At 57.3% G+C, this 21,721-nt stretch carries 22 protein-coding genes; 8 read left to right on the top strand and 14 right to left on the bottom strand.

The features are described from left to right. Positions 1 to 90: 90 nt before the first annotated feature. From HK24_RS10410 to tkt, 9 genes are all read right to left on the bottom strand, one after another. The gene (locus tag HK24_RS10410; protein WP_086634415.1) at positions 91 to 957 is read right to left on the bottom strand and encodes a LysR family transcriptional regulator; all 867 of its coding nucleotides are present in this window, start codon (positions 955 to 957) and stop codon (positions 91 to 93) included. A 75-nt stretch (positions 958 to 1,032) separates the two neighbouring features. Continuing rightward, positions 1,033 to 1,512 (bottom strand): YaiI/YqxD family protein, encoded by a 480-nt coding sequence (locus HK24_RS10405; RefSeq protein WP_046899914.1) that lies wholly within the window; start codon positions 1,510 to 1,512, stop codon positions 1,033 to 1,035. After that, positions 1,496 to 2,074, bottom strand: coding sequence for a gluconokinase (locus HK24_RS10400; protein WP_046899915.1), 579 nt, complete (start codon positions 2,072 to 2,074; stop codon positions 1,496 to 1,498). Before HK24_RS10400 ends, HK24_RS10405 begins: the two co-directional genes overlap by 17 nt. Continuing rightward, positions 2,062 to 2,754, bottom strand: coding sequence for a ribose-5-phosphate isomerase RpiA (gene rpiA / locus HK24_RS10395; RefSeq protein WP_046899916.1), 693 nt, complete (start codon positions 2,752 to 2,754; stop codon positions 2,062 to 2,064). The genes HK24_RS10400 and rpiA overlap by 13 nt, the downstream gene beginning before the upstream one ends. Continuing rightward, positions 2,751 to 3,491 (bottom strand): 6-phosphogluconolactonase, encoded by a 741-nt coding sequence (pgl, locus tag HK24_RS10390; RefSeq protein WP_086634414.1) that lies wholly within the window; start codon positions 3,489 to 3,491, stop codon positions 2,751 to 2,753. Before pgl ends, rpiA begins: the two co-directional genes overlap by 4 nt. Next, entirely contained in the window at positions 3,488 to 4,348 is an 861-nt protein-coding gene (locus HK24_RS10385) for a Cof-type HAD-IIB family hydrolase (RefSeq protein ID WP_233126232.1), read from the bottom strand. The genes pgl and HK24_RS10385 overlap by 4 nt, the downstream gene beginning before the upstream one ends. A gap of 82 nt (positions 4,349 to 4,430) precedes the next feature. Then, the gene (gene gnd, locus HK24_RS10380; RefSeq protein WP_046899919.1) at positions 4,431 to 5,429 is read right to left on the bottom strand and encodes a phosphogluconate dehydrogenase (NAD(+)-dependent, decarboxylating); all 999 of its coding nucleotides are present in this window, start codon (positions 5,427 to 5,429) and stop codon (positions 4,431 to 4,433) included. Between the two features lie 2 nt (positions 5,430 to 5,431). Then, positions 5,432 to 8,302, bottom strand: a complete 2,871-nt coding sequence (locus tag HK24_RS10375) for a bifunctional transaldolase/phosoglucose isomerase (protein ID WP_086634412.1) — start codon at positions 8,300 to 8,302, stop codon at positions 5,432 to 5,434. An 11-nt stretch (positions 8,303 to 8,313) separates the two neighbouring features. Next, positions 8,314 to 10,371 (bottom strand): transketolase, encoded by a 2,058-nt coding sequence (gene tkt, locus HK24_RS10370; RefSeq protein WP_086634411.1) that lies wholly within the window; start codon positions 10,369 to 10,371, stop codon positions 8,314 to 8,316. Between the two features lie 121 nt (positions 10,372 to 10,492). Here tkt and HK24_RS10365 point away from each other — a divergent pair, with 121 nt between their 5' ends. The 4 genes from HK24_RS10365 (at position 10,493) to HK24_RS10350 (ending at position 13,536) form a co-directional block, all read left to right on the top strand. After that, a complete protein-coding gene (locus HK24_RS10365) occupies positions 10,493 to 11,551 on the top strand; it encodes an MBL fold metallo-hydrolase (RefSeq protein WP_233126231.1) in 1,059 nt (352 codons plus the stop codon). After that, entirely contained in the window at positions 11,548 to 12,051 is a 504-nt protein-coding gene (locus HK24_RS10360; protein WP_046899923.1) for an ankyrin repeat domain-containing protein, read from the top strand. Before HK24_RS10365 ends, HK24_RS10360 begins: the two co-directional genes overlap by 4 nt. Further along, a complete protein-coding gene (gene hisC / locus HK24_RS10355) occupies positions 12,048 to 13,118 on the top strand; it encodes a histidinol-phosphate transaminase (protein ID WP_086634410.1) in 1,071 nt (356 codons plus the stop codon). The genes HK24_RS10360 and hisC overlap by 4 nt, the downstream gene beginning before the upstream one ends. A 133-nt stretch (positions 13,119 to 13,251) precedes the next feature. Continuing rightward, positions 13,252 to 13,536: a hypothetical protein gene (locus HK24_RS10350; protein WP_046899925.1), complete on the top strand. Its 285-nt coding sequence runs from the start codon at positions 13,252 to 13,254 to the stop codon at positions 13,534 to 13,536. Between the two features lie 19 nt (positions 13,537 to 13,555). Here HK24_RS10350 and HK24_RS10345 read toward each other — a convergent pair whose 3' ends face one another. Then, positions 13,556 to 14,347, bottom strand: coding sequence for a glycosyltransferase (locus tag HK24_RS10345; protein ID WP_086634409.1), 792 nt, complete (start codon positions 14,345 to 14,347; stop codon positions 13,556 to 13,558). A 197-nt stretch (positions 14,348 to 14,544) separates the two neighbouring features. Between HK24_RS10345 and HK24_RS10340 the strand changes: the two genes are divergently transcribed. The 3 genes from HK24_RS10340 (at position 14,545) to HK24_RS10330 (ending at position 16,791) form a co-directional block, all read left to right on the top strand. Continuing rightward, positions 14,545 to 15,792 (top strand): aminopeptidase, encoded by a 1,248-nt coding sequence (locus tag HK24_RS10340; RefSeq protein WP_086634408.1) that lies wholly within the window; start codon positions 14,545 to 14,547, stop codon positions 15,790 to 15,792. Then, positions 15,789 to 16,301, top strand: a complete 513-nt coding sequence (locus HK24_RS10335) for a hypothetical protein (protein ID WP_086634407.1) — start codon at positions 15,789 to 15,791, stop codon at positions 16,299 to 16,301. The genes HK24_RS10340 and HK24_RS10335 overlap by 4 nt, the downstream gene beginning before the upstream one ends. 73 nt (positions 16,302 to 16,374) lie before the next feature. Next, positions 16,375 to 16,791: a hypothetical protein gene (locus HK24_RS10330; RefSeq protein WP_198942117.1), complete on the top strand. Its 417-nt coding sequence runs from the start codon at positions 16,375 to 16,377 to the stop codon at positions 16,789 to 16,791. Here HK24_RS10330 and HK24_RS10325 read toward each other — a convergent pair. Together HK24_RS10325 and fliI are read right to left on the bottom strand one after the other, a co-directional pair. Further along, positions 16,783 to 17,208, bottom strand: a complete 426-nt coding sequence (locus tag HK24_RS10325) for a flagellar export protein FliJ (protein ID WP_086634489.1) — start codon at positions 17,206 to 17,208, stop codon at positions 16,783 to 16,785. The two genes, HK24_RS10330 and HK24_RS10325, sit on opposite strands and share 9 nt — an antisense overlap. 20 nt (positions 17,209 to 17,228) lie before the next feature. Further along, the gene (fliI, locus tag HK24_RS10320; protein WP_086634406.1) at positions 17,229 to 18,605 is read right to left on the bottom strand and encodes a flagellar protein export ATPase FliI; all 1,377 of its coding nucleotides are present in this window, start codon (positions 18,603 to 18,605) and stop codon (positions 17,229 to 17,231) included. Positions 18,606 to 18,758: 153 nt separating this feature from the next. On the opposite strand from fliI, the gene HK24_RS10315 reads away from it, so the two are divergent. Beyond that, positions 18,759 to 19,499, top strand: a complete 741-nt coding sequence (locus HK24_RS10315; RefSeq protein ID WP_086634405.1) for a response regulator transcription factor — start codon at positions 18,759 to 18,761, stop codon at positions 19,497 to 19,499. A 10-nt stretch (positions 19,500 to 19,509) separates the two neighbouring features. Here HK24_RS10315 and thiD read toward each other — a convergent pair whose 3' ends face one another. Both thiD and glmM read right to left on the bottom strand, forming a co-directional pair. Next, positions 19,510 to 20,319, bottom strand: coding sequence for a bifunctional hydroxymethylpyrimidine kinase/phosphomethylpyrimidine kinase (gene thiD / locus HK24_RS10310; protein ID WP_086634404.1), 810 nt, complete (start codon positions 20,317 to 20,319; stop codon positions 19,510 to 19,512). A gap of 3 nt (positions 20,320 to 20,322) precedes the next feature. Continuing rightward, a complete protein-coding gene (glmM, locus tag HK24_RS10305) occupies positions 20,323 to 21,681 on the bottom strand; it encodes a phosphoglucosamine mutase (protein WP_086634403.1) in 1,359 nt (452 codons plus the stop codon). Between the last annotated feature and the right edge of the window lie 40 nt (positions 21,682 to 21,721).

Here is a 21,721-nt window from a genome sequence, read left to right as displayed (position 1 = left end):
TGAGACCGCTGCCGGTTCAATCGATGACCCGACACTGGCAAGAGATATGTTTTATTAAAAGTGATGATAAATCAGTCTTTCATTCACTATTTATGAGTCTTCAGAGATTGAACCCAGACTATCCATGAACAACCGGGCCAACACGCTCACTCGCGGCTCCCGCCAGACAGAATAGATATCACTGCCCTGAAGATCTGTGGGGTACTGCACAGCAATGCCTGTCTTACGAACAGCCCCCAGAGTTGAAAGAACACTCTGCGGAATACACGAAATTCCCAACCCCGCCTCTACGCAGGCCATAATGACGTCATAAGACTCAACGGTATGGATAAGACCGCCGCCAAAGCCCTTCTGTTCCAGCCAAGCCTCAAAATACCGGCGATACAAACAGTCTGTATTGAACAGAAAGACTGTCTGGCCTGACTGAAGTGTCTTCTGTCCTTCGGGCAAAATAAGTGCCAGACGCTCGCGAAAGGCAAACGCACTGCCCATCATGGGATGCTCGATTGGCCCATCCGTTAGAGCAAGATCAATCTCGCCATCAACCAGCATACGCTCAAGTGTATCTGTCGGCCGGATCAGGATCCTGATCTCTACGCCCGGTGCCGCCGCCAGAAACTGCGGCACTCGACTGGGTAAATATTCCTTCAGTGCGACGTCCAAGGCGCCAACAGTCAGTATCCCGCGAGGCACACCTTCAGAAAAGAGATCTGTCAGGTGTCGTGCCTCTTCAACGACGGTTTTGGCCTGTTGGTGAAACAATCGTCCTTCCGGCGTCAGAAAGAGACGGTTCTTTTCTCGCGTAAACAGCTCCCGCCCAAGAAGCTGCTCCAGTTCCCGCAAGCGCGCCGTCACGTTGGACGCCACACAGTTCAGTTTCCGTGACGCTGCCACCACAGTTCCTGTCTCGACGACAGCACAGAACATTTCCAGCTGTGCAAGACGCAACGGATTCATGGGCGATTTTTCCTCAACAGCGGACTCTTATCCCCAGATTCATGGAACATCTCCGGGGACGTCCCTGTGGATGTTTTATGAAGAACTGGGGATCACTCTGGAAAGGGCAGCTTTCCTGCGGAGTCGCACGATGAGCGTATCGAGAGCGGAAAGAAACCGGCTCCGATCCGCTTTTCCAAAGGATGGATTGTACGTATTCACCACTCCGGTTTCGCGCAGGTCATGCATCAGATCCCGCATGGCCGAGACCATTCCTACGGACCGATCATCGATTTCTTCGCCATTAGGGCGCAGAACGGCCGCCCCCTTTTCCAGACACCGCACGGCCAATGGCACGTCGTTCGTGACCACGATGTCTGCTGTGACAGCCTGCTCTGCAATCCAGTCATCCGCAACGTCTGGCCCTTCCGGCACGACCACACGCTCAATCAGTGGCGACTGGGGGATATTGATCCAGCGATTGGCAACAACCAGCGTCTGGAGGCCGTAACGGCCTGCCACACGGTAAATCTCGTCCTTTACAGGGCAGGCATCTGCATCAACCAACAGCCGCATGGAGTTCCTTCTGGTTTTCTTCATCACGAAACTGCTGGATCAGTTTCTCCAGCACAACATCGGGATGATCTTCACCACAGACATGAATAACCGGCTCGTCGTCACCCGGCTCTTCAAATGTGGAAAGCTGGCTCGGCAGCAGACTTGGCGGCATGAAATGACCTTTTCGATGGGTCATACGATCAGCCAGAGTGTCACGAGCAACACGGATATGAATAAATTCAACGGGAAGATCGCGGCGTAGCTGTTCGCGATAAATGCGCTTCAAGGCGGAGCAGGTCAGGACAGCACCGTGACCCGCTTTTACTTCCCTGCTCAGCCAGTCATGACAGAGTTCCAGCCAGGGCTTGCGGTCTTCGTCCGTCAGCGGCTGACCTGAGCTCATCTTGTCAACGTTACTTTGGGGATGGAGCGCATCCCCTTCCTGAAAATGCCACCCCAGGCGGGTGGCAAGGCCGGTGGCGATTGTTGTTTTGCCTGTCCCGGAAACACCCATCACGACCAGAAAACGCGGCCGGACACCTATGGCCTTACTGACGTGCGCAGTCTCTATGGTTCCCATCGCTCCACTCCCTGTTCTGTCGCAACCAGAACTTCAGACGCCATGTTCAGGAACATGCCGTGTTCCACCACGCCCACGATCGCGTCTATTTGGCGCGCCAGATCTTCCGGGTCCTCGATCGGGCCGAACGTGCAGTCCAGGATCATGTTGCCATTGTCACTGACGAACAGGTTCCCATCACGGTCGGTCCGGGGCTTAACGCCCTTGGCACCGCAGGCTGACAACCGTTCTGCCGTGCATTCCCAACCAAAAGGAATCACTTCCACGGGAACAGGAGCACGCTCCCCAAGGTGATCAACCGGCTTGCTGCCATCCACAATCACCACAAATATCTTCGAAGCCTGAGCCACGATCTTTTCACGCAGAAGCGCTCCGCCAAGGCCCTTGATGAGGTGCAACGGCCCCCGCTGAACCTCATCCGCGCCATCAATGGCGATATCAAGCTGACGATGAGCGGAAAAATCCGTCAGCGGAATCCCCGCTTTTTTGGCCTTGCGGGCACTGTCTTCAGACGTCGGAATCCCGACAATGTGAAGGCCTTCTGCCACGCGCTCACCGAGCCGCTCGATCATGTAGGTGGCGGTGCTTCCCGTGCCGAGTCCAACTACCATGCCACTCTTGACCATATCGGCAGCACGACGAGCAGCAGTGCGCTTGTGCGCCTCCATATCCGAGCTCATGCGGCGTCTCCCGTTGCGGCACGATCTGCCAGAATGACGATCCGACCTTCACTGGTCACATTTGCAGACGGCAGAGTTTTGTCGCCCTCACGAAGACGCTGGAGCATTTCCACCTTGGATTCCCCGGTCACCAGAAAGACGACCAGCGCGCTGGAATGGATGGCAGGATACGTCAGCGTAATACGCTCGTAAGGTGCGGTCTTCGGCGCTGCCGTTCCCACCCACGCCGTCTTTTCCTGAAGCACAGGCTCGCCCGGAAACAGGGAGGCCGTATGTCCATCCGTTCCCAGGCCAAGCATCACGAGATCAAACAGCGGACGAGCGGGATCCAGCTCCGTCGCGCCGTATGCAGTCTCAAGAGTTTTCTGATAGGCGCGCGCATCTGCCTCGACCGTCCCACCCGTCGGGATCGGATGCACGTTCTCGGCAGGAACCGGAACATGGCTGATCAGAACAGACTGGCCAACCGTATGGTTGCTGTCTGCATGCCCTTCGGGAACATGGCGCTCATCCCCGTAGAAAATCTCAATACGATCCCACGGAATGCGCTTTGCCAGCTCTGGCTCGGCCAGCAGTTCGAACAGTCGCTTGGGTGTCGAACCACCAGACAGAGCCACACGGAACTTGCCGTCCGTCTTGGCAAAAACACCTTCCACCAGAAGATCCGCCATTCGAAGGGCTACTGCTTCTGAGCTCGGCAGTGTTTCCAGTGTGGCAGTACGGATATCGGTCGTCATGTGTTTTTGACCCTTGGCAGAATGTAGCGCTCAATGGCTTTGGCCCAGCCATCACGCTCATTGGTGTCAGTAAGAACCTGGGCAGCGGCTCTCACATCGTCTTCAGCCTGTCCCATGGCAATGCCTAACCCCGCGACAGCAAACATCGGCAGGTCGTTGTGGGCATCACCCAGACAGGCCACTTCATGCGGCTTTACACCGTGAGCGAGAGCCAGCTCACGGACGGCTTCGCCCTTGTTGGCAAGCGCAGGCGTAATATCGAGCAGCATTTCGGAGGAACGGCGCACACTGGCTTCACCACGAAGCATAACAGCCAGTTCCGTCTCGACACGCTGAAGCAGATCGTAGTTGTTGCTCACACCCATGACCTTGCCGATCCCGTCAAACTCATGACGTAGATCCGGCACAGCATGAGGCGTCAGCCCGGTAATACGGCGCTCATGCTCGACAAACGGCGTCGCGGCGTCACTGACCATCCAGTAAGACTGACGCAACAGCCACGTTTCAATCCCATGGACATGCAGCATGTCATGCACCACGGAGAGCACATCACGCGAAAGGACACGGCTCACTGTCGGTGTTCCGTCCGGCGCAAAGATAATGCCGCCGTTGAAACCCGCGTTCTGACCGCTCAAGCCGAGTTGTGAAATGTATTTTGTCATCGCAGCCGGGGGCCGCGCGCTTGCCAGACAGAGCGGAATACCGCGCTTCTGGAGCTCCTTTGCCATCGCCATTGTAGAGGGAGCGATTGTCTTTTCCGGTGTCAGGAGCGTTCCATCCATGTCGGACACAACCATCCGGATCCTCTCCGGAAGCGCTGGAAGTTCCGCGTGAATGGTATCTAGGTCAATGGACATACAAGCCCCTGTCGGTCGGCCATATTGAATGGGGGAGTGAGCATACTGTGCCCACTCCCCCTTGCCCATCCGTCAGAGGGGCTTATTTCTGCTCGACGTGACCGCCAAAGCCGAAACGCTGCGCCGAGAGAATCTTCTCGGCGAAGTTATTGCCCGACCGCGAACGGAAACGGGTAAACAGCGCCGCCGTCATCACTGGCGCCGGCACATTTTCTTCAATGGCGGCTTCGATCGTCCAGCGACCTTCACCAGAGTCAGCAACTTCACCCGAGAACTCGGACAGTTCGCCCGACTTCGCGAGCGCTTCCGCCGTCAGATCCAGCAGCCAGGACGACACGACACTGCCGCGACGCCAGACTTCGGCAATATCCGCCATGTTCAGGTCGAAGCGTTCACCTTCGGCCAGAACGGGCGAGTTCTTGCTCTTCATGATGTCAAAACCTTCAGCGAAGGCCTGCATCATGCCGTACTCGATGCCGTTATGGATCATCTTCACAAAGTGGCCCGAACCGGACGGACCACAGTGCAGATAACCCTGCTCGGCACGCGGATCGAGATTGGTCGCATCCCGGTTCGGCGTGACGGGAACATCACCCTTTCCAGGGGCCAGAGCCGCCAGAATTGGATCGATATAATCCGCAGCCTCTTTCGGCCCGCCATACATCATGCAGTAGCCACGTTCGAGGCCCCACACACCGCCGGACGTGCCAACGTCAACGTAGGAAATCCCCTTCGCTGCCAGCTCTTCCGCACGACGGACGTCATCCTTGTAGTAGCTGTTGCCACCATCAATAATGACATCTCCCTTGCCGAGAAGCGTGCCGAGCTGCTTCACGCAAGCTTCGGTAATCGCACCAGCCGGAAGCATGACCCAGACGACACGATGCGTGTCACCTTCAAGACCCTTTACAAGCGCCTCGACGCTGTCCACGCCTGTGGCGCGACCCTTTTCGGATCGCTCCACAGTCGCTGCCGTCACGGCAGCCGTGCGGTCATGCACAACAACATCATGTCCATGCCGGGTCAGACGGACGGCAATATTACCGCCCATACGACCCAGACCAATGATACCGATCCGCATGTTTATGCTCCTGCCACCGCTTTATGGATTGCCGCGGCAAGGGTCTTCAGGCCCTCTTCCAACGGTCCATCGATATGCACCCGGAGGGCACGACGCCCACGGGCCGAGAGAACTTCGAAGTCACCGCGTGCCTGTGCCGCCTTGACGACACCGAAGCTGAAACCATGCCCCGGAACCGGGACATCAGCAGCATCAGCCGCAGTTACCTGAAGGAAAACACCACTGTCGGGGCCACCCTTGTACGCCTGGCCTGTCGAGTGAAGAAAGCGCGGACCGAACTCGGCTGCCGTGGCAACCTTCAGCACGTCGCGCAATTCCATCCGAACGTCCTGCGCCCAGTCCCGTGTTTCGCGGTTGCGCTCGATATAGGCCAGAAGACCGACATAATCGCCCGCACCAACACGGCTGAAATGCTTCTTGAGAACGGAAACAGCGTCTCCTCCCCCAAGAACACCCGCATTCTTTTCGTCTGCGTAGAAAGATAGCTTTCCGTCGATTGCGAACGGCTCTTCTGCTGGCAATGAACCAGTTTCAGCATAGGCGTTCGTCAGCTTGCGGGTTTCAACCTTGCTGAACTCGACATCTGGCTGATCAAACGGGTCAATGCCCAGAACCGCACCTGCGACAGCAGTTGCAAATTCAAAGACAAAGAAAGCCTGTCCGATCTCGTTTTTGTCTGCCAGACGCACCGTAATCACTGGAGCTCCAGCTTCACGCAGTGCCCCAAGACGACTGTCCGGAACGTCGTCGCCCAGCAGGATGTCCACGAAAACGCGGTCCTTGCCGTAGACGTCGGGCGTGCCGAGCACTTCCTCGTCAATCGGGATCAGACCTGTGCCCTTCTTACCGGTGCTTTCCGCAATAAGCTGCTCAAGCCAGGCCCCGAAGGACGCAATGCCCTTGGACGCAAGGATCGTCACCTTGTCACGACCGAAACACTTGGCAGAATGACCAAGGATCAGACCCAGCGTCACACCCGGGTTAACGTGTGCCGGTGCGCTCGGACCACAGCTCTCGACCATCAGATTGGTAATGGTCAGGAACTTACGAACATCAAGACCGCTGACTGCGGCTGGCACCAGTCCAAAGTTTGACAGGACAGAGAACCGTCCACCAATTTTTGGATCACCGTAAAAAATGCGCCAGAAGCCGTTCTCTTCGGCGACCTTCTGCATGTGGGAGTCAGGGTCCGTGATGGCGATGAAGTTATCGCCCGGAGCCTTGCCCAGAGCCTGACCGGCAACCGTCCAGAAATGCGCGAACAGAATGTTCGGCTCCAGCGTGCCGCCAGACTTACTGGCCACGATGAACAGGGTCTTCTTGAGATCAACGGCCTTCTCGTAAGCCCGAACCTGCTGCGGGTCGGTGCTGTCGAGAACATGCAGCTTCGGCCAACCTTCCTGCTGACCGAAGGTTTCGGCCAGAACCTCTGGGCCAAGGCTCGAACCGCCCATACCCAGAAGCAGGATGTCAGAGAAACCACGACTGCGGACATCACGAGCCAGAAGTTCCAGCTCTTCGATGTGCCACAGACGATCCTGAACGATGGTCAGCCAGTTCAGCCAACCGGCTTCAGCACCATTCGTCCAGACAGAGGCGTCCTTCGCCCAGATGCGACGGACCAGACCTTCCTTGCTCCACGCCGTCTCGGATTCAGCAACATCGTCGCGGATATCCGAGGGAAGGTCAGCTGTGACGTGGAGCAACCGTTTTCCCAGCACAGACTCCCGCTTTTCAGCGACCGCACCGAGAAGAGTGTCAAAGGACTCAGAGAAGGAGGCACAGCCATCCTTCACCAGCTTCGCCGTGACACCAGCCAGATCCAGACCAAGGCGCTCGGCCTCAGCCAGAACGTGACGGGCTTCTTCAATGTTTTCCGTCAGGCTCTCACGGAGCTTGCCGTGATCGCGGAACGCATCGAACGTTGCTGGTGGAATGGTGTTGACCGTCTCAGGACCAATCAGCTCTTCGACGTACAGGACGTCAGAGTAAGCCTTGTCCTTCGTGCCGGTGCTGGCCCAGAGCAGACGCTGCGGGTTTGCACCCTTGGCAGCAAGTGCCTGCCAGCGCGGGCTCTTCTTGACGTCAAGGTAATACTGATAGGCGGCCTTGGCGTTTGCGATGGCAACCTTGCCACGCAGAGCCTTGAGCGCTTCTGCGTCCTTGTCACCAGCAGCGACGCGGCGGTCGATTTCGCCATCAATCTTTGCGTCAATACGGCTGACGAAGAAGGAAGCAACGCTGGAGATGTGGGAGATATCTTCCCCACGGGCTGCGCGGGCTTCAAGACCGGAAATGTAAGCTTCCAGAACGGCCTTGTACGCATCCAGAGAGAACAGCAGCGTCACGTTGATGTTGATGCCGTCTGCAATCGCTTCGCGGATCGCACCCGTGCCTTCTTCCGTACCCGGAATCTTGACCATCAGGTTCTTGCGACCAACAGCCTTCCACAGGCGACGGGCTTCCGTGATGGTACCGTGCGCGTCGAAGGCCAGATACGGAGAGACTTCGAGGCTGACGTACCCGTCCAGACCCTTTGTCTTTTCGAACACCGGATAAAGGACACCGCAGGCAGCGCGGATGTCGTCAATCGCGAGGTGTTCGTAAAGGTCTCCAGCAGAGAGACCTTCGCCTTCGAGAAGCTTGCGGATCTGGGGATCGTATTCCGTCCCCTTACCGATGGCCTTCTCGAAAATGGCCGGGTTGGAGGTCACCCCGCGAAGCCCGTCTTCCTCGACAAGCTTCTTGAGGCTGCCATCTTCCGTAAAACTGCGCTGAATAAAGTCCAGCCAGGGGGACTGGCCGTACTTTTCCAGATCCCGCAGGACACTGCCCACTTTGTCTAGGCCGGTGTTAGAGATTGTGTCCGCCACAGGTTCTCTCCTTACTTGCTACGGGCAGCCTGACGCTTCGCGGCGCCATAAACTGCTTCCGGCGTAAAACCGAACTTGGTCAGAAGTGCAGAGGCAGGAGCCGATGCACCAAACGAATTCATGGCAATGATCGAGCCGCCAAGACCGACATAACGGTCCCAACCAAAGGCCGCAGCCTGCTCGACAGCCACGCGGCCGATCACGTCAGGCGGCAGAACGGAATCGCGGTATTCCTGGCTCTGCTCTTCAAACAGATCGAAACTCGGGATCGACACCACGCGGGCCTTCACACCTTCTGCCGTAAGCTTTTCATAAGCTTCGACAACCAGCGATACTTCAGAACCCGAAGCCATCAGAATCACATCCGGCTTACCTTCACAGGAGGCCAGAACGTACGCGCCCTTCGCCAGACCGGAAGCCGCTGCATACTTCGTACGGTCAATGGTTGGCAGATTCTGGCGGCTTAGAGCCAGAACAGCAGGCTTATGCGTCATCGGGATCAGCGTGCGCCATGCCTCTGCCACTTCGTTGGCGTCGGATGGGCGGATCGTCATGATGCCCGGGGTCGCGCGAAGTTGAGCAAGCTGCTCGATCGGCTGATGGGTCGGACCATCTTCACCGACGCCGATGGAGTCATGCGTGAAGATATACGTGACCGGCAGTTCCATGATGGCCGACAGACGGATCGGAGCCTTCATGTAATCAGAGAAGATCAGGAAGCCTGAGCCATAGGCGCGGATGCCGGACAGTGCGATACCATTACAGATCGAGCCCATCGCGTGTTCACGGACACCGAAATGCAGGTTGCGGCCACCATAGGTGCCACCCCACTGCGGCGGCTGGAACGATCCACCACCCTTGATGTCCGTCTTCGTGGACGGCGTCAGGTCAGCAGACCCACCAATCATCCAGGGCAGGTTCTTGGCAACGGCGTTCAGCACCTGGCCAGAGCTTGCACGGGATGCAACGCCCTTAGCATCAGCCTCGTAAACCGGGATGTCCTTGTCCCAGCCTTCTGGCAGACGGTGCTCGAAGATTGCTTCAAGCTCGGCGGCTTCCTTCGGATGCGCTTCCTTGTAAGCCGAGAACAGTTCACGCCACTGAGCACTGGCCGCTGCACCGCGCTTGCCGAGACCTTCGGCGAAATGCTCCTGGACACCATCCGGAACATAGAAATCACCGGCATTTTCCGGCCAGCCATAAGCTGCCTTCGCACCCTTGATTTCATCTTTGCCCAGCGGTTCACCATGAGCAGATGCCGTGCCGGCCTTCTTCGGCGCACCGTAACCAATGACCGTCTTCAGAACGATCATGCTCGGGCGGTCCGTGACCTTCTTGGCTTCCTGAAGGGCCTTCAGGATTGCCTGAACGTCGTTACCGTCCGTCAGTGTCTGAACGTGCCACTTATAGGCCTCGAAACGCTTGCCAACATCTTCGGTCAGGGCAAGGTCGGTCGAGCCTTCAATGGAGATCTGATTGGAATCGTAAACCCAGGTCAGGTTGCCGAGGCCCAGATGACCGGCCGTTGAAGCCGCTTCCGAAGCCACACCTTCCATCATGTCGCCATCACCACAGAAAACCGTGACGTGATAGTCGAACAGCTTGAAGCCAGGGCGGTTGTACGTTTCAGCCAGCCACTTTTCAGCAATGGCCATACCCACGGAGTTGCCACAGCCCTGACCCAGCGGGCCGGTCGTTGTTTCAACGCCTGAGGTGAAACGATATTCCGGGTGGCCCGGCGTCCGGGAGCTCAGCTGGCGGAACTGCTTCAGGTCCTCGACAGTGAGAGCTGGCTGGTCCACGACCTTTCCATCCTGGATGTCCCGAACGCCTGTCAGGAACAGCGTCGAGTACAGGAGCATGGAGGCGTGTCCGACGGACAGGACGAACCGGTCACGGGCTGGCCATAGCGGATCGGCAGGATCGTAGTTCAGATCATGCTGCCAAAGCGCATACATGGCCGGGGCGAGAGCCATTGCGGTTCCGGGATGCCCGGAATTCGCACGCTCGACGGCGTCCATGGAAAGGGTGCGGATGGTATTGATACCGAGTTCAGGAAGCGTACTCATCGGTATGGGGTCTCCGGCTTGTGACGAGCGGGGGAAAGGTCAATGATGCCCCCGCACCTTCTGCAGCCACGGCATGACGCGATATCACGTCTGACGCAATGCTTGATGGGTAAACCATATTGTGAAACACGGTCTTGTGCTTGACGACAACCCGCCTCACTTCGATGGAACACGTTATTTCAACCCACCTTCGTGGCGCCCGGATAACGCTGTTTCAGGACGAACCCCTGCCCAGCGCTTCCGCAATATCCTGAAGTGGCAGCTCAGCCTGCGTCCCCGCTGGCCTGATGCCCTGCCCCCTCAGAAACCCCACACCCTGACTGCTCCCGCGCCCGGTGAATGTCTCGCAACGTTCATCGGTCATGCCACCGTTCTGCTTCAGTTCGGCCGGCAGGGACGTGAACCATTACGCATCATCACGGACCCGGTGTTTTCAGAACGCTGCTCCCCGTTCCGGAGTTTCGGCCCCAGACGCGTCCAGCCACCCGGCATCTGTTTTGAAGACCTGCCGCCAATCGATCTCATTCTGGTTTCACATTGCCATTACGACCACATGGACCTCCCGACCCTGCGCATTCTGGCGCGCAAAGGTGATCCGCTGTGCATTACGTTGCCGGGGAACCGTAGCCATCTGGAAAAAGCTGGACTGCCCCGCATTGTCGAACTTGACTGGTGGGACAGCACGCAGGCGGAAGGCGCGCGCATTTCTGCAACGCCCGCCCTGCATGGAAGTGCTCGTACTCCATTCGATCAGAACAAGGCCCTCTGGGGCGGCTTCATGATCGAAACTCAGGACAAAACCGTGTTCTTCGCCGGGGACACAGCGTGGGGCCGTCACTTTGACGCGATCCACAATCGCTGGAACACGATTGACCTCGCAATCCTGCCAATCGGTGCCTACGAGCCACGCAATTTCATGCGTCGTGTTCACATGAATCCGGAAGAGGCGGTCATGGCCTTTGACACCCTCAAGCCCACCCAGGCGATGGCCATTCACTTCGGGACATTCCAGTTGACTGATGAAGCTATTCTGGAGCCTGCGGCACGCCTCAATCTGGCCTTTCAGGACCGTGCTCGTCCCTTTAAAGCTCTGGAAAACGGGGAAACCCTGGCTCTTTCGCCCCCTCCCGCAAGCCGCTACCCTAACGGCACTATGTCCCCCTTGTGGAAACCGTCATGAACGCACAGACCGTCAATTTCACGCCTGAACAGATCACTGCCCTGTTCATTGACGCCGCCCGTGAGGGTGACACGGACCTCCTGACCCAGTTTCTGGATGCAGGAATGGTCATCGATACGCCTGACAGTCGCGGCTACACGGCCCTCATTGTCTCGACCTACAACGGACATCTGGATGCCGCACGGCTACTCCTCGCACGCGGGGCCAATACGGAATCCGTTGATCTGAAGGGGGCCACGGCCCTGTCCGGCGTCGCCTTCAAAGGCATGACGGACATTGCACAGGTCCTGATCGACAATGGGGCTCAGGTGGATCACGCAAATTTCTCGGGCCGGACGCCTCTGATGTTCGCCATCATGTTTGGCCGTACGGACATGGCACGGCTTCTTCTGTCTGCAGGCGCCAACCCGGATCATCGGGATGGCGACGGCGTTTCTGCCCGTGACCTCGCAGAGCGACAGGGTGTGACTGGCTTTTTCGATCAGGAAACAGGCGCATGAGCCGCTTCTGGAACAAACGCGTCCACGCTCTGGACCCTTACATCCCCGGCGAACAACCTAAACTAACCAACCTGCTGAAGCTCAATACGAACGAGTCTCTGTATGGTCCGAGCCCGCGGGTGCTGGAGGCTATTCGAGAGACTGCAACGGACGACCTTCGCCTTTACCCGGACCCAACTGCGACGGTCCTGTGTGAAACCATCGCAAAGCGCTTCGGTGTCACAACAGACCGGGTTTTCGTTGGAAACGGCTCCGATGAAGTCTTGGCTCACGCGTTCCGTGCCCTCTTTCACGATGACGCACCGCTCTACTTCTCGGACGTCACTTACGGCTTCTATCCTGTTTATTGCAGCCTGTTTGAACAGCCCTTCAAGCAGTTCCCGCTCAACGACGACTACGAGATCGACATCAACGCTTATGATGGCCCCTGCGGTGGCGTTGTCGTCGCGAACCCCAACGCCAATACGGGTCTGGCCCTCTCGCTTGAACAGATCGAAACGCTCGCTCTTCGTCATCCGGACCGGACGGTCATCATTGACGAAGCATACGTGGATTTCGGTGCCGACTCGGCCATCGAACTGACGAAGCGTCATGAAAACCTTCTTGTCGTTCAGACACTGTCAAAATCCTATGCTCTGGCTGGGCTGCGCGTCGGTTTCGCAATCGGCTCACCGGAGCTGATTGAAGGACTGATCCGCGTCAAGGACAGCTTCAACTCCTATCCGCTTTCACGCCCGGCGCAGGCAGGGGCCATCGCTGCTATCAAGGATACGGAGTGGCTGGAAGAGATTACAGCCCGAGTGATTGCCAGCCGGAAAACACTTGTCCCTGAACTGGAAAATCTCGGCTTCCAAGTCCTTCCATCCTGTGCCAACTTCATTCTCATGCGCCACCCGGCGCATCCGGCCGGATCGGTTGCGAGCGCCCTACGCGAACGTTCGATCCTGGTGCGGCATCTTTCAACCCCGCGTATCCAGAACTGGCTACGCGTCACGATCGGAACTGACGAGGCCTGCACACGCCTGATTGACGCCCTGCGGGCCATCATTCTCACAAACCGATCCTGAACCACAGTTGGGCGGACTGATCCGCCCTCACGATCATGACCTTTCAGAGGCTGCCCGGTGTGCATTCGCGCACCGTTCCGCATTCAGTGATGATGCGGAGGCCTCTGGCGTTTCGTGCTGAAAGACCAAGACCATGCGCGCATTCCACGGACAGATGTCCGACAATCAGCCTATCCGCCGTAACCAGGCAGAGAAGGAAAAGCAGCTTCGGGACCTCAAGGAAACACTTGCTTCCATGAAGTCTCACACATCCCCTGCTCTGAAAGAGAGCGTCCAGCGCCGTATCAAGGAACTGGAAACCGAACTCCGCGCCGCAGCCCGTGACAAGGCTACCCGCGCCGCCAACCCGAGCGCCCAACCGCAGGACCAGCAGCGTCAGCGCCGCGCGCCGCGCCGGAACACCATTCGCTCCATGTAAAATTGTGAACCGGGCAGCCTTACAGGCCTGCCCGGTTCCACGCCTCTCCCATGCACTGCAGGCGAACCGGATGCATGCCGTCCGTTTCTGTCAGAACATAAAATGCTGAGTACTTTCCGGTAGGTTTGCCGGGCCGGCTTTTCAGCCAGTTGAAAACACTTCGATCTGCCGTCATCCCGCCCTGATCCTGCGGAAGAGGCTGATTCCAGAGATCCAGAACCTCCGGAACTCTCGTCCGATCAATCATCAGACAATTCGGGTCTACAAACCCTCCAAAGGACTCGCGGAAGAGCCCCCCGCCCGGGCCCACAGATTCCCATTGATCTTCGCAGACCGGCCTTAACGTTTTGGGATGTACAAACCATCGACCTGACCAGGCCCAGTCCTTTCCCTTAATCGCTTGAACAAGCGATGACAGATGATCCGGTGCCCACCAGTTGTCATCATCCAGATAAGCCACCCGAGGCGCATTGGAGAGCTGGCTCAGAACACTCCGCAGCACGCCTCCGTCACGTGCGCGGCCAAACCCTCCATGCCGCACAGACGTGGAATATCCCGGCCACAGCACCTCCACTGACCAGCCCTCCGGACGCGCCTGACAGGCACTCTCCAGCATCTCCTGCGCTCCATCTGGTGGCGTAGTATCCGCACCGATCATAATCTGCACGCGCAGGTCACCACTCTGGGCGAAGATCGACCGCAAAGCGTGAAATAATGAGGGCCTCAGCAGGCTGGGCATGACAACAGCGACATCAAACGGCTGCTGGTCCGGCTGACCATCGTCAGCGAAAATATGAAGTCCAGGACGCATCCTGCAAGACTACGGCGTGCAGCACTCTCCGTCCATGCTGCTCAACCCGGCACTTAATCTCGTCCCAGCTCCAAGCGCCACACCAACCGCATTAAAACGGCGGCCCAACCACTTCAGACTGCACAGGGCATGCTCTTGCACTTCGGTCGTGCAGCCCCCACGATGAAAAACAGAATTCCACTGCGAAAGAGCAAGATGTGTCCGCTACTTCCCAATTTTCGCACGAGCAGCTTCTTGACCGCCTTGGCGAAGTCGCAGTTCGCGTCGGACTGAACATCAAGCCGGGGCAGCAGCTCCTCATTACAGCCCCGCTGGATGCCGTTCCGCTTGTCCGGCGCGTTACCGAACACGCCTACAAGGCTGGAGCATCTCTCGTCACAACGCTGTACGCCGATGATGAAACGACACTCGCCCGTTACGTCCATGCCTCTGATGCCGCCTTCGATACAGCCCCAACCTGGCTGGCTGACGGTATTGCCCGCGCTTTCCGTGAGGGGGCAGCGCGCATGGCTATTACTGGGGCCAACCCAACTCTCCTTGCCGGCCAGGATCCAGAGCGGATTTCACGCGCAAACCGCGCAAACTCAGCAGCCAACCGACCGGCGATGGAAATCATTACCCAGTTCGCAGTGAACTGGAACATCATCGCCTGCGCCACCCCGGCATGGGCCGCACAGGTCTTCCCCGATCTGGCTCCAGAAAATGCATTGACAGCGCTGTGGAACGGCATCTTCAAAGCTTCGCGCGTGGATGTCCCAGACCCGGTAGCAGACTGGAAGGCCCACAACGCCCGCCTGCATGCCCGTGCCAAATTCATGAACGACACACGCTTTGACGCCCTGCACTTCACCGGCCCCGGTACTGATCTTACGGTTGGCCTTGCGGATGGCCATGCCTGGGCTGGCGGATCGGAAGAGGCACTGAACGGCATTGTCTGCAATCCGAACATCCCAACCGAAGAAATCTTCACAACACCCCACCGCTCCCGCGTGAACGGCACCGTTTGCAGTACCAAGCCACTATTCCATCAGGGCACACTGATCGACGATATTTCCGTCCGTTTTGAAGATGGCCGCATTGTCGAAGCACACGCGAGCAAGGGTGAAAACGTTCTCCATCGTATTCTGGACACTGATGAAGGCGCACGCCGGATTGGCGAGGTAGCTCTTGTGCCCCACTCGTCGCCAATTTCCGCAAGCGAAATCCTCTATCGGAACACCTTGTTCGATGAGAACGCATCCAGCCACATTGCGCTGGGCCAAGCCTACACCAAGTGCATGGTCGACATTGAAGGTCTGACGCCGGAACAGCTTCTGGAGCGTGGCGTTAATGACTCCCTGATCCATATCGACTGGATGATTGGCTCGGATAAAATCGATCTCGATGGGATCAAAAACGGCAGCCGCACGCCTCTGATGCGTTCCGGCGAATGGGTAAACGCATGACTTTGAACATCAAAACGCTCACAGCGCTCGCTCTCTTCGCCAGCGCGGCTCTTCCTTGTTCTGCACACGCACAGGGCTACCCAAGCCAGACACAGGTTGACGGGCAACAAGCCCAGCAGCCTGCGCAGGTTCCCCCGCAGTTCAAGGCCGACACAGAGCGCGCTATGCGCTACGCCCTGCCCGCAGACTTTATGCCGCGCGCTACGAGCACGATTGGTGAGCTCCAGGCCCGCAATATCCAGCCCCCCAACTCTCAGGGGCTTGGCTTGCAGGCGATGATTAGCCAAGCAGGTCAGGTTCCCGGTTTTGCCGCCGTGCTCTCATCCCATGGCTTTACGCCGGAAAGCTTCATCACTGGCATGACGACCTTTGGCATGACGCTTGCCGTAAGTAACGGACAGGTTCCAGCAGGCATGCCGTCTCCCAACCCGAACAACGTTGCGCTATTCAAAGCCCACCCGGATCAGGTCAACGCCCTGATGCAGGCCATGGGCAACCCTCCCCACTAATTTTTACGAGCGTGCCCTGACTTTGTGCAGGGCGCGCCTTCTTTTCCCACCTTCTCACTGATAAAAAGCCGACATGTCTGTCGTGCTTGATCCTTTCACACTCCCGGCCGTCAACATTCTGGGGCTTGCCCAGTCTGGGGCTATTCTCCGTGCTGAACGGGAAACACCGCCCGATGGTGTTCCTGCGTTCATTACAAGCGAAGGATGGGATGAGCTTATTGCCGCTCACGCCTCAGAACACGATACGCCGCACACCATCGTTCTTCCGGCTCTCGAAAAAGCCGTAACGCGACTCTTGGCCCATGCCGCTCAGGCAGCGTCGGAAGAAGGCGGGACTGCTCCCGTCGTCAGCCTTGAAAGCGATCTTTTCCCGAGCGACGGGACGTTGATTCTCGCCTTCGTCCGTGATGAAACGCACCCTGTTGCCTGCACACTTATTGGAACGGCACACCAACTCGCAGGCGTTTTACGCTCAGCAACGTCAGTATAGGGCCCTCTGACGCAGAGCCAGTTCGTCCAGAGCGGCTTGCTCCTTACGAAGAGCGAGATAATTCATCTCAAGCCGCTGCTTATCCTGCAGTTTCTCAACAGCTTTTAGAGCTGCCTGAGCCATTAGTAGAGCCGAACGAAGACAATCCCGATCAAGTGCCGCCTCCCGGCAAAGCTCCTGTGCGTCAGCGATCGCACGCTGGCCAACGGGCAACCAGCGGCTGAATGCTTCTACTGCATCGTCATCAGCCTGCGGATCTGATGCCAGCCCCTGTTCCTGAATCAGTAGCAAATGAGCCTTGCTCAACACTGCTTCAGCAGCAGTCTCCCGCGCTACTGCTTCGCCAAACGCCTTCTCAACTGCCTCCAGTTCATGGCGCCGAAGGCGCTTGAGCGTATCCAAGGGCATCTGCTTCATTTTACCTGCTCCCATTGTGTTCAGGCCTCGGCATTCACAATGCTGGAGAGCTGTTCAAACGCTTCCGCACAGTTAGACCGCTCGCTCTTGCCTTGAGAAAGAAACTCTTCAAGCCTGGGCATAAGCCGCACAGCCTCATCGACGTCTGGCTCTGTTCCAGCCTTGTATGCCCCCAGACGAATCATATCGGCCATCCGTTCATAGGTTGCCATGGTCGCCCGCGCCTGCTTCGTGAGCCTGTTTTCCTCAGCTGAATTACATCCCGGTACGGCACGTGACAGAGACCGAAGAACGTCAATCGCGGGGTAACGCCCCTGCTCACCGATCCGCCGATCCAACACAATATGTCCGTCGAGAATTCCACGAACGGCGTCTGCAACCGGCTCGTTATGATCGTCACCCTCCACAAGCACAGTGAACAGGGCGGTAATCATGCCTTCTCCCGGATAACCAGGCCCGGCGCGTTCCAGCAATCGCGGCAGTTCAGCAAAAACAGATGGAGGATAGCCACGCGTGGCAGGAGGTTCGCCAGCTGACAGACCGATCTCACGCAGGGCCATGCAATAACGGGTCACACTATCCATTAGCAAAAGTACGGATTTACCCTGATCACGAAAGTGCTCTGCAATCGCCATACCCGCAACGGCAGCATCCCGACGCATCAACGGCGGGGCATCTGATGTGGCAATGACCACCACACTCCGCGCCAGCCCCTCAGCCCCCAGATCGTCTTCAATGAATTCACGAACTTCACGGCCGCGCTCACCGACCAGTGCAATGACCGCCACATCGCAGTTGGCACCGCGCGCCAGCATGGACAGCAGAGTGGATTTTCCGACCCCAGACCCGGCAAACAATCCCAGCCTCTGACCACGCCGACAGGTTGTAAACGCATCGAGCGCCCGCACTCCCAAATCTATGCGCTCTCCAAGCCGTGCCCGCGTTGCAGCGTTTGGAGGTGCGGCACTGACAGGCTGTTGCTGGAATGCTGGCGCTAATGGCCCCTTCCCGTCGATCGGCACCCCGAGAGGGTCCACGACTCTTCCAAGCCAGCTCTCATTCACACCCAGACTAGCTGACTGACGACCACTCAAAGAAATACGTGCCTCACATCCGGGCCCAATCCCTTCAAGGCTCCCAAAAGCCATGACCCGGGCGTGTGCATTATGAAACCCTACAACCTCAGACTGTATCGATACCCCAGAACGTGCCTTCACGTTAATTCTGTCACCGATAGAAACGAGTCCCTCAAGGCCGTGAATGGTCATGCACAACCCCGTTACATCCCGAACAACTCCGGTTGCACCGTCAACGTGCATGGATGAGAGCTTTTCGAGAAGGCTCTTCAACCCGCCTTTTCCCTGGATTTTCTGAGGATTTCCGAGATGTGATGTCATCAAACAACCATAAGGAGTGCAACCTTAACAAACCCTGAACACGCACCCTTTAATGAAGCAATGATGAAAATTTTACGCTTTTTGATTTGTATCTATCGACAAACACAACTCTGAGTAGTAACCATTGCTTCACCAATCCGTGAGTTGAGAAACATGCGTATCCTTCTTGTCGATAGCGATCTTCAGGCCGCAGCCCATCTGTCTCAGACCCTTCGTACGGCTGCCTTCACCGTCGATCATACGTCCTCTGGCGAGGAAGCAATCGAGATGCTCCGGCATTACGATTATGATCTGATGGTGCTGGAACTGATGCTGAACGATATCGAAGGTTACGATGTGATCCGCCGTGTCCGCGCAGCCCGGATTACGACGCCCGTTCTCGTTCTCTCTGCGCTTCTCCGTCCCCAGGCCAAAATCCGTGCCTTCTCGATGGGTGCCGATGACTACATGACAAAGCCTTATGACTCAGGCGAGCTTGTTGCCCGCCTTCAGGCCGTCATGCGCCGCTCTCGCGGCTTTTCCGAACCTTGCCTGCGCATTGGCAATCTGGAACTGGATCTGAACGGGAAAAACGTCACTGTTGAGGGGAATGCCCTGCACCTGACGGGCAAGGAATATGCCATTCTGGAGCTTCTGATTATTAGGAAAGGCTCTGTCCTGACCAAGGATGCTTTCCTGAATCATCTTTATGGCGGCATTGATGAGCCTGAGATGAAGATCATCGATGTCTTCATCTGCAAACTTCGCCGTAAGCTTCAGAAAGCAGGGGCCAGTAACCTCATCTCTACCGTCTGGGGACGTGGTTACATTCTGCGTGAAGAAACAGCAGCCGAGCCCCTGCCCGCGCCTGTCAGCTCAATGACCAGAACTGCATCTGAACTGACCGTCGCCTAAAGCGTACTTTTCAGGATTGGTACCAGTCCGGCCGGATCGTCACACCATGATTGACCGGCCCGTGACCAACGCCATATCCCGGCGCATTTGAGAGCGCGAGCCGTAGATAGGCATGAGCCCGACGCACCGCCGCTTCAAGATCCGTGCCCTGGGCAATGCCCGTCGCAATGGCACTGGCAAGCGTACAACCCGTTCCATGAGTATGACGCGTATGAATCCGCGTTGCACGGTGTACGTACTCATCACCATTTGGGAAGACCAGAAGATCCTCGAGATCCTCTCCCGTCATATGCCCCCCCTTAAGCAGAACGGCCGCGGCTCCCCGCTCTTGCAGGATATGAGCTGCCCGACGCATTCCTGCCAGATCATGAATGACCTCACCCGTCATGACTTCTGCTTCGGGAATATTGGGAGTCACGATCAAGGCCCGGGGCAAAAGACGGGTCATCACAGCATCTACGGCGTCATCAGCCAGAAGAGCTGACCCGCTGGTGGATACCATGACCGGATCAAGCACCAATGGGAGATGCGTATGACTTTCCAGTTCGTCAGCAACGGCATGAACAATGTCTGCAGTCGCCAGCATTCCGGTTTTGCAGCAATCTGCATCCAGATCATCAAGAACGACCTGCATCTGCTGCCGAACAAGCTCTGGGGAAACAGCCTCCACCCCAAAGACGCCGAGTGTATTTTGTGCCGTCAGAGCTGTAAGGGCGCTCATTCCAAAGCCCCCCAAAGCAGTAATGGTCTTCAGGTCGGCCTGAATCCCGGCCCCGCCACCGGAGTCACTTCCCGCTACTGTCAGAACCCGGCCACGCATACGTCAGGCCTCCGTAATTGCTCTGATCGCCTCACAGACATGATCCACGACCTGAAGAACCAGAGCATCGTCTTCTGCTTCCGCCATTACGCGAATCAGAGGCTCAGTCCCACTGGCTCTCAGAACCAGACGACCGCGCCCGGCAAGACGTTCTTCCGCCCAGGCTTTGGCAGCAGCCAGTTCGGGACTGCTCAACGGATTAGCCCCTGAGTAGCGAACGTTTTTGAGAAGCTGGGGGAACGGCTGGAAGACCTGACAGATCTCGCTGGCAGGCTTCTTGGTCTCTACCGAAACTGCCAGAACCTGCAAGGCGGCAATCAGTCCATCTCCGGTCGTAGCATAATCTGACAGGACCATGTGCCCGGATTGCTCTCCGCCCAGGTTGCCACCATTCTCACGCATGCGCTCAACGACGTAGCGATCCCCGACGGCCGTCCGCTGAAGTTCCAGACCATCTTCCGCAAGAGCCTTCTCCAGCCCCATATTGGACATGACCGTGGCCACGACCGTGTTGGTCCGCAGACGTCCATGCTGCTTCCAGAAGCGGGCGATCAACCCAAGAATCTGATCGCCATCAACCAAATTGCCGTTCTCATCGGCGATCAGAACACGGTCGGCGTCTCCGTCCAGCGCAATGCCGAAGTCCGCGCCATGTTCCTTCACGGCAGCACAAAGCGTCTCTGGATGGGTGGAGCCAACACCGTCATTAATGTTCAGGCCATCCGGTGAACAACCAATCTTGATAACTTCCGCACCCAGCTCCCAAAGAGCGGTTGGTGCCACGCGATATGCAGACCCATTTGCGCAATCGAGAACAATCTTCAAACCATCCAGACGCAGCCCGCGTGGGAAAGACGCTTTGGCATTCTCAATGTAGCGACCAGCAGCATCGTTCAAACGAGAGGCACGCCCGATTTCTGCTGGAGAAGCCAAACGCTGAGACAGATCCTGCCCCATCATGGCTTCAATCTCCCCTTCCACTTCATCAGAGAGCTTGAAACCGTCTGGGCCAAACAGCTTGATGCCATTGTCGGTGAAGGGATTGTGAGAGGCCGAGATCATGACCCCGAGGTCTGCCCGCAAAGACCGCGTCAGCATGGCAATTGCCGGTGTCGGAAGCGGACCGACAAGGATCACATCCATACCGGCGGACAGAAAGCCAGCCACAAGCGCACATTCAATCATATACCCGGACAGACGTGTGTCCTTGCCCAGCACAACAGTGTGTCGACGGCTCTGACTGCGCATGAAATACAGGCCTGCGGCCTGTCCAAGCTTCTGAGAAACTTCCACCGTCATCGGAGCGGTGTTTGCGGTTCCCCTGATGCCGTCCGTCCCGAACAGAGCCCTCTTGCTGGCCATGGTTATGAAATCCTGCCTGTCTCGATAGATAAGAAAAAGG

Source organism: Gluconobacter sp. DsW_058 (assembly GCF_002153615.1).
Classification (GTDB): Bacteria; Pseudomonadota; Alphaproteobacteria; order Acetobacterales; family Acetobacteraceae; genus Gluconobacter; species Gluconobacter cerinus.
The sequence above is the reverse complement of the archived record's forward strand: the minus strand, read 5'-3'. Positions and strand labels throughout refer to the sequence as shown.

What these genes read in the sequence shown, in the direction of transcription:
- HK24_RS10410 (WP_086634415.1), bottom strand. Translation starts at nt 957, where the DNA reads ATGAATCCGTTGCGTCTTGCACAGCTGGAAATGTTCTGTGCTGTCGTC.
- HK24_RS10405 (WP_046899914.1), bottom strand. Translation starts at nt 1,512, where the DNA reads ATGCGGCTGTTGGTTGATGCAGATGCCTGCCCTGTAAAGGACGAGATT.
- HK24_RS10400 (WP_046899915.1), bottom strand. Translation starts at nt 2,074, where the DNA reads ATGGGAACCATAGAGACTGCGCACGTCAGTAAGGCCATAGGTGTCCGG.
- rpiA (WP_046899916.1), bottom strand. Translation starts at nt 2,754, where the DNA reads ATGAGCTCGGATATGGAGGCGCACAAGCGCACTGCTGCTCGTCGTGCT.
- pgl (WP_086634414.1), bottom strand. Translation starts at nt 3,491, where the DNA reads ATGACGACCGATATCCGTACTGCCACACTGGAAACACTGCCGAGCTCA.
- HK24_RS10385 (WP_233126232.1), bottom strand. Translation starts at nt 4,348, where the DNA reads ATGTCCATTGACCTAGATACCATTCACGCGGAACTTCCAGCGCTTCCG.
- gnd (WP_046899919.1), bottom strand. Translation starts at nt 5,429, where the DNA reads ATGCGGATCGGTATCATTGGTCTGGGTCGTATGGGCGGTAATATTGCC.
- tkt (WP_086634411.1), bottom strand. Translation starts at nt 10,371, where the DNA reads ATGAGTACGCTTCCTGAACTCGGTATCAATACCATCCGCACCCTTTCC.
- HK24_RS10360 (WP_046899923.1), top strand. Translation starts at nt 11,548, where the DNA reads ATGAACGCACAGACCGTCAATTTCACGCCTGAACAGATCACTGCCCTG.
- hisC (WP_086634410.1), top strand. Translation starts at nt 12,048, where the DNA reads ATGAGCCGCTTCTGGAACAAACGCGTCCACGCTCTGGACCCTTACATC.
- HK24_RS10350 (WP_046899925.1), top strand. Translation starts at nt 13,252, where the DNA reads ATGCGCGCATTCCACGGACAGATGTCCGACAATCAGCCTATCCGCCGT.
- HK24_RS10345 (WP_086634409.1), bottom strand. Translation starts at nt 14,347, where the DNA reads ATGCGTCCTGGACTTCATATTTTCGCTGACGATGGTCAGCCGGACCAG.
- HK24_RS10335 (WP_086634407.1), top strand. Translation starts at nt 15,789, where the DNA reads ATGACTTTGAACATCAAAACGCTCACAGCGCTCGCTCTCTTCGCCAGC.
- HK24_RS10330 (WP_198942117.1), top strand. Translation starts at nt 16,375, where the DNA reads ATGTCTGTCGTGCTTGATCCTTTCACACTCCCGGCCGTCAACATTCTG.
- HK24_RS10325 (WP_086634489.1), bottom strand. Translation starts at nt 17,208, where the DNA reads ATGAAGCAGATGCCCTTGGATACGCTCAAGCGCCTTCGGCGCCATGAA.
- fliI (WP_086634406.1), bottom strand. Translation starts at nt 18,605, where the DNA reads ATGACATCACATCTCGGAAATCCTCAGAAAATCCAGGGAAAAGGCGGG.
- HK24_RS10315 (WP_086634405.1), top strand. Translation starts at nt 18,759, where the DNA reads ATGCGTATCCTTCTTGTCGATAGCGATCTTCAGGCCGCAGCCCATCTG.
- thiD (WP_086634404.1), bottom strand. Translation starts at nt 20,319, where the DNA reads ATGCGTGGCCGGGTTCTGACAGTAGCGGGAAGTGACTCCGGTGGCGGG.
- glmM (WP_086634403.1), bottom strand. Translation starts at nt 21,681, where the DNA reads ATGGCCAGCAAGAGGGCTCTGTTCGGGACGGACGGCATCAGGGGAACC.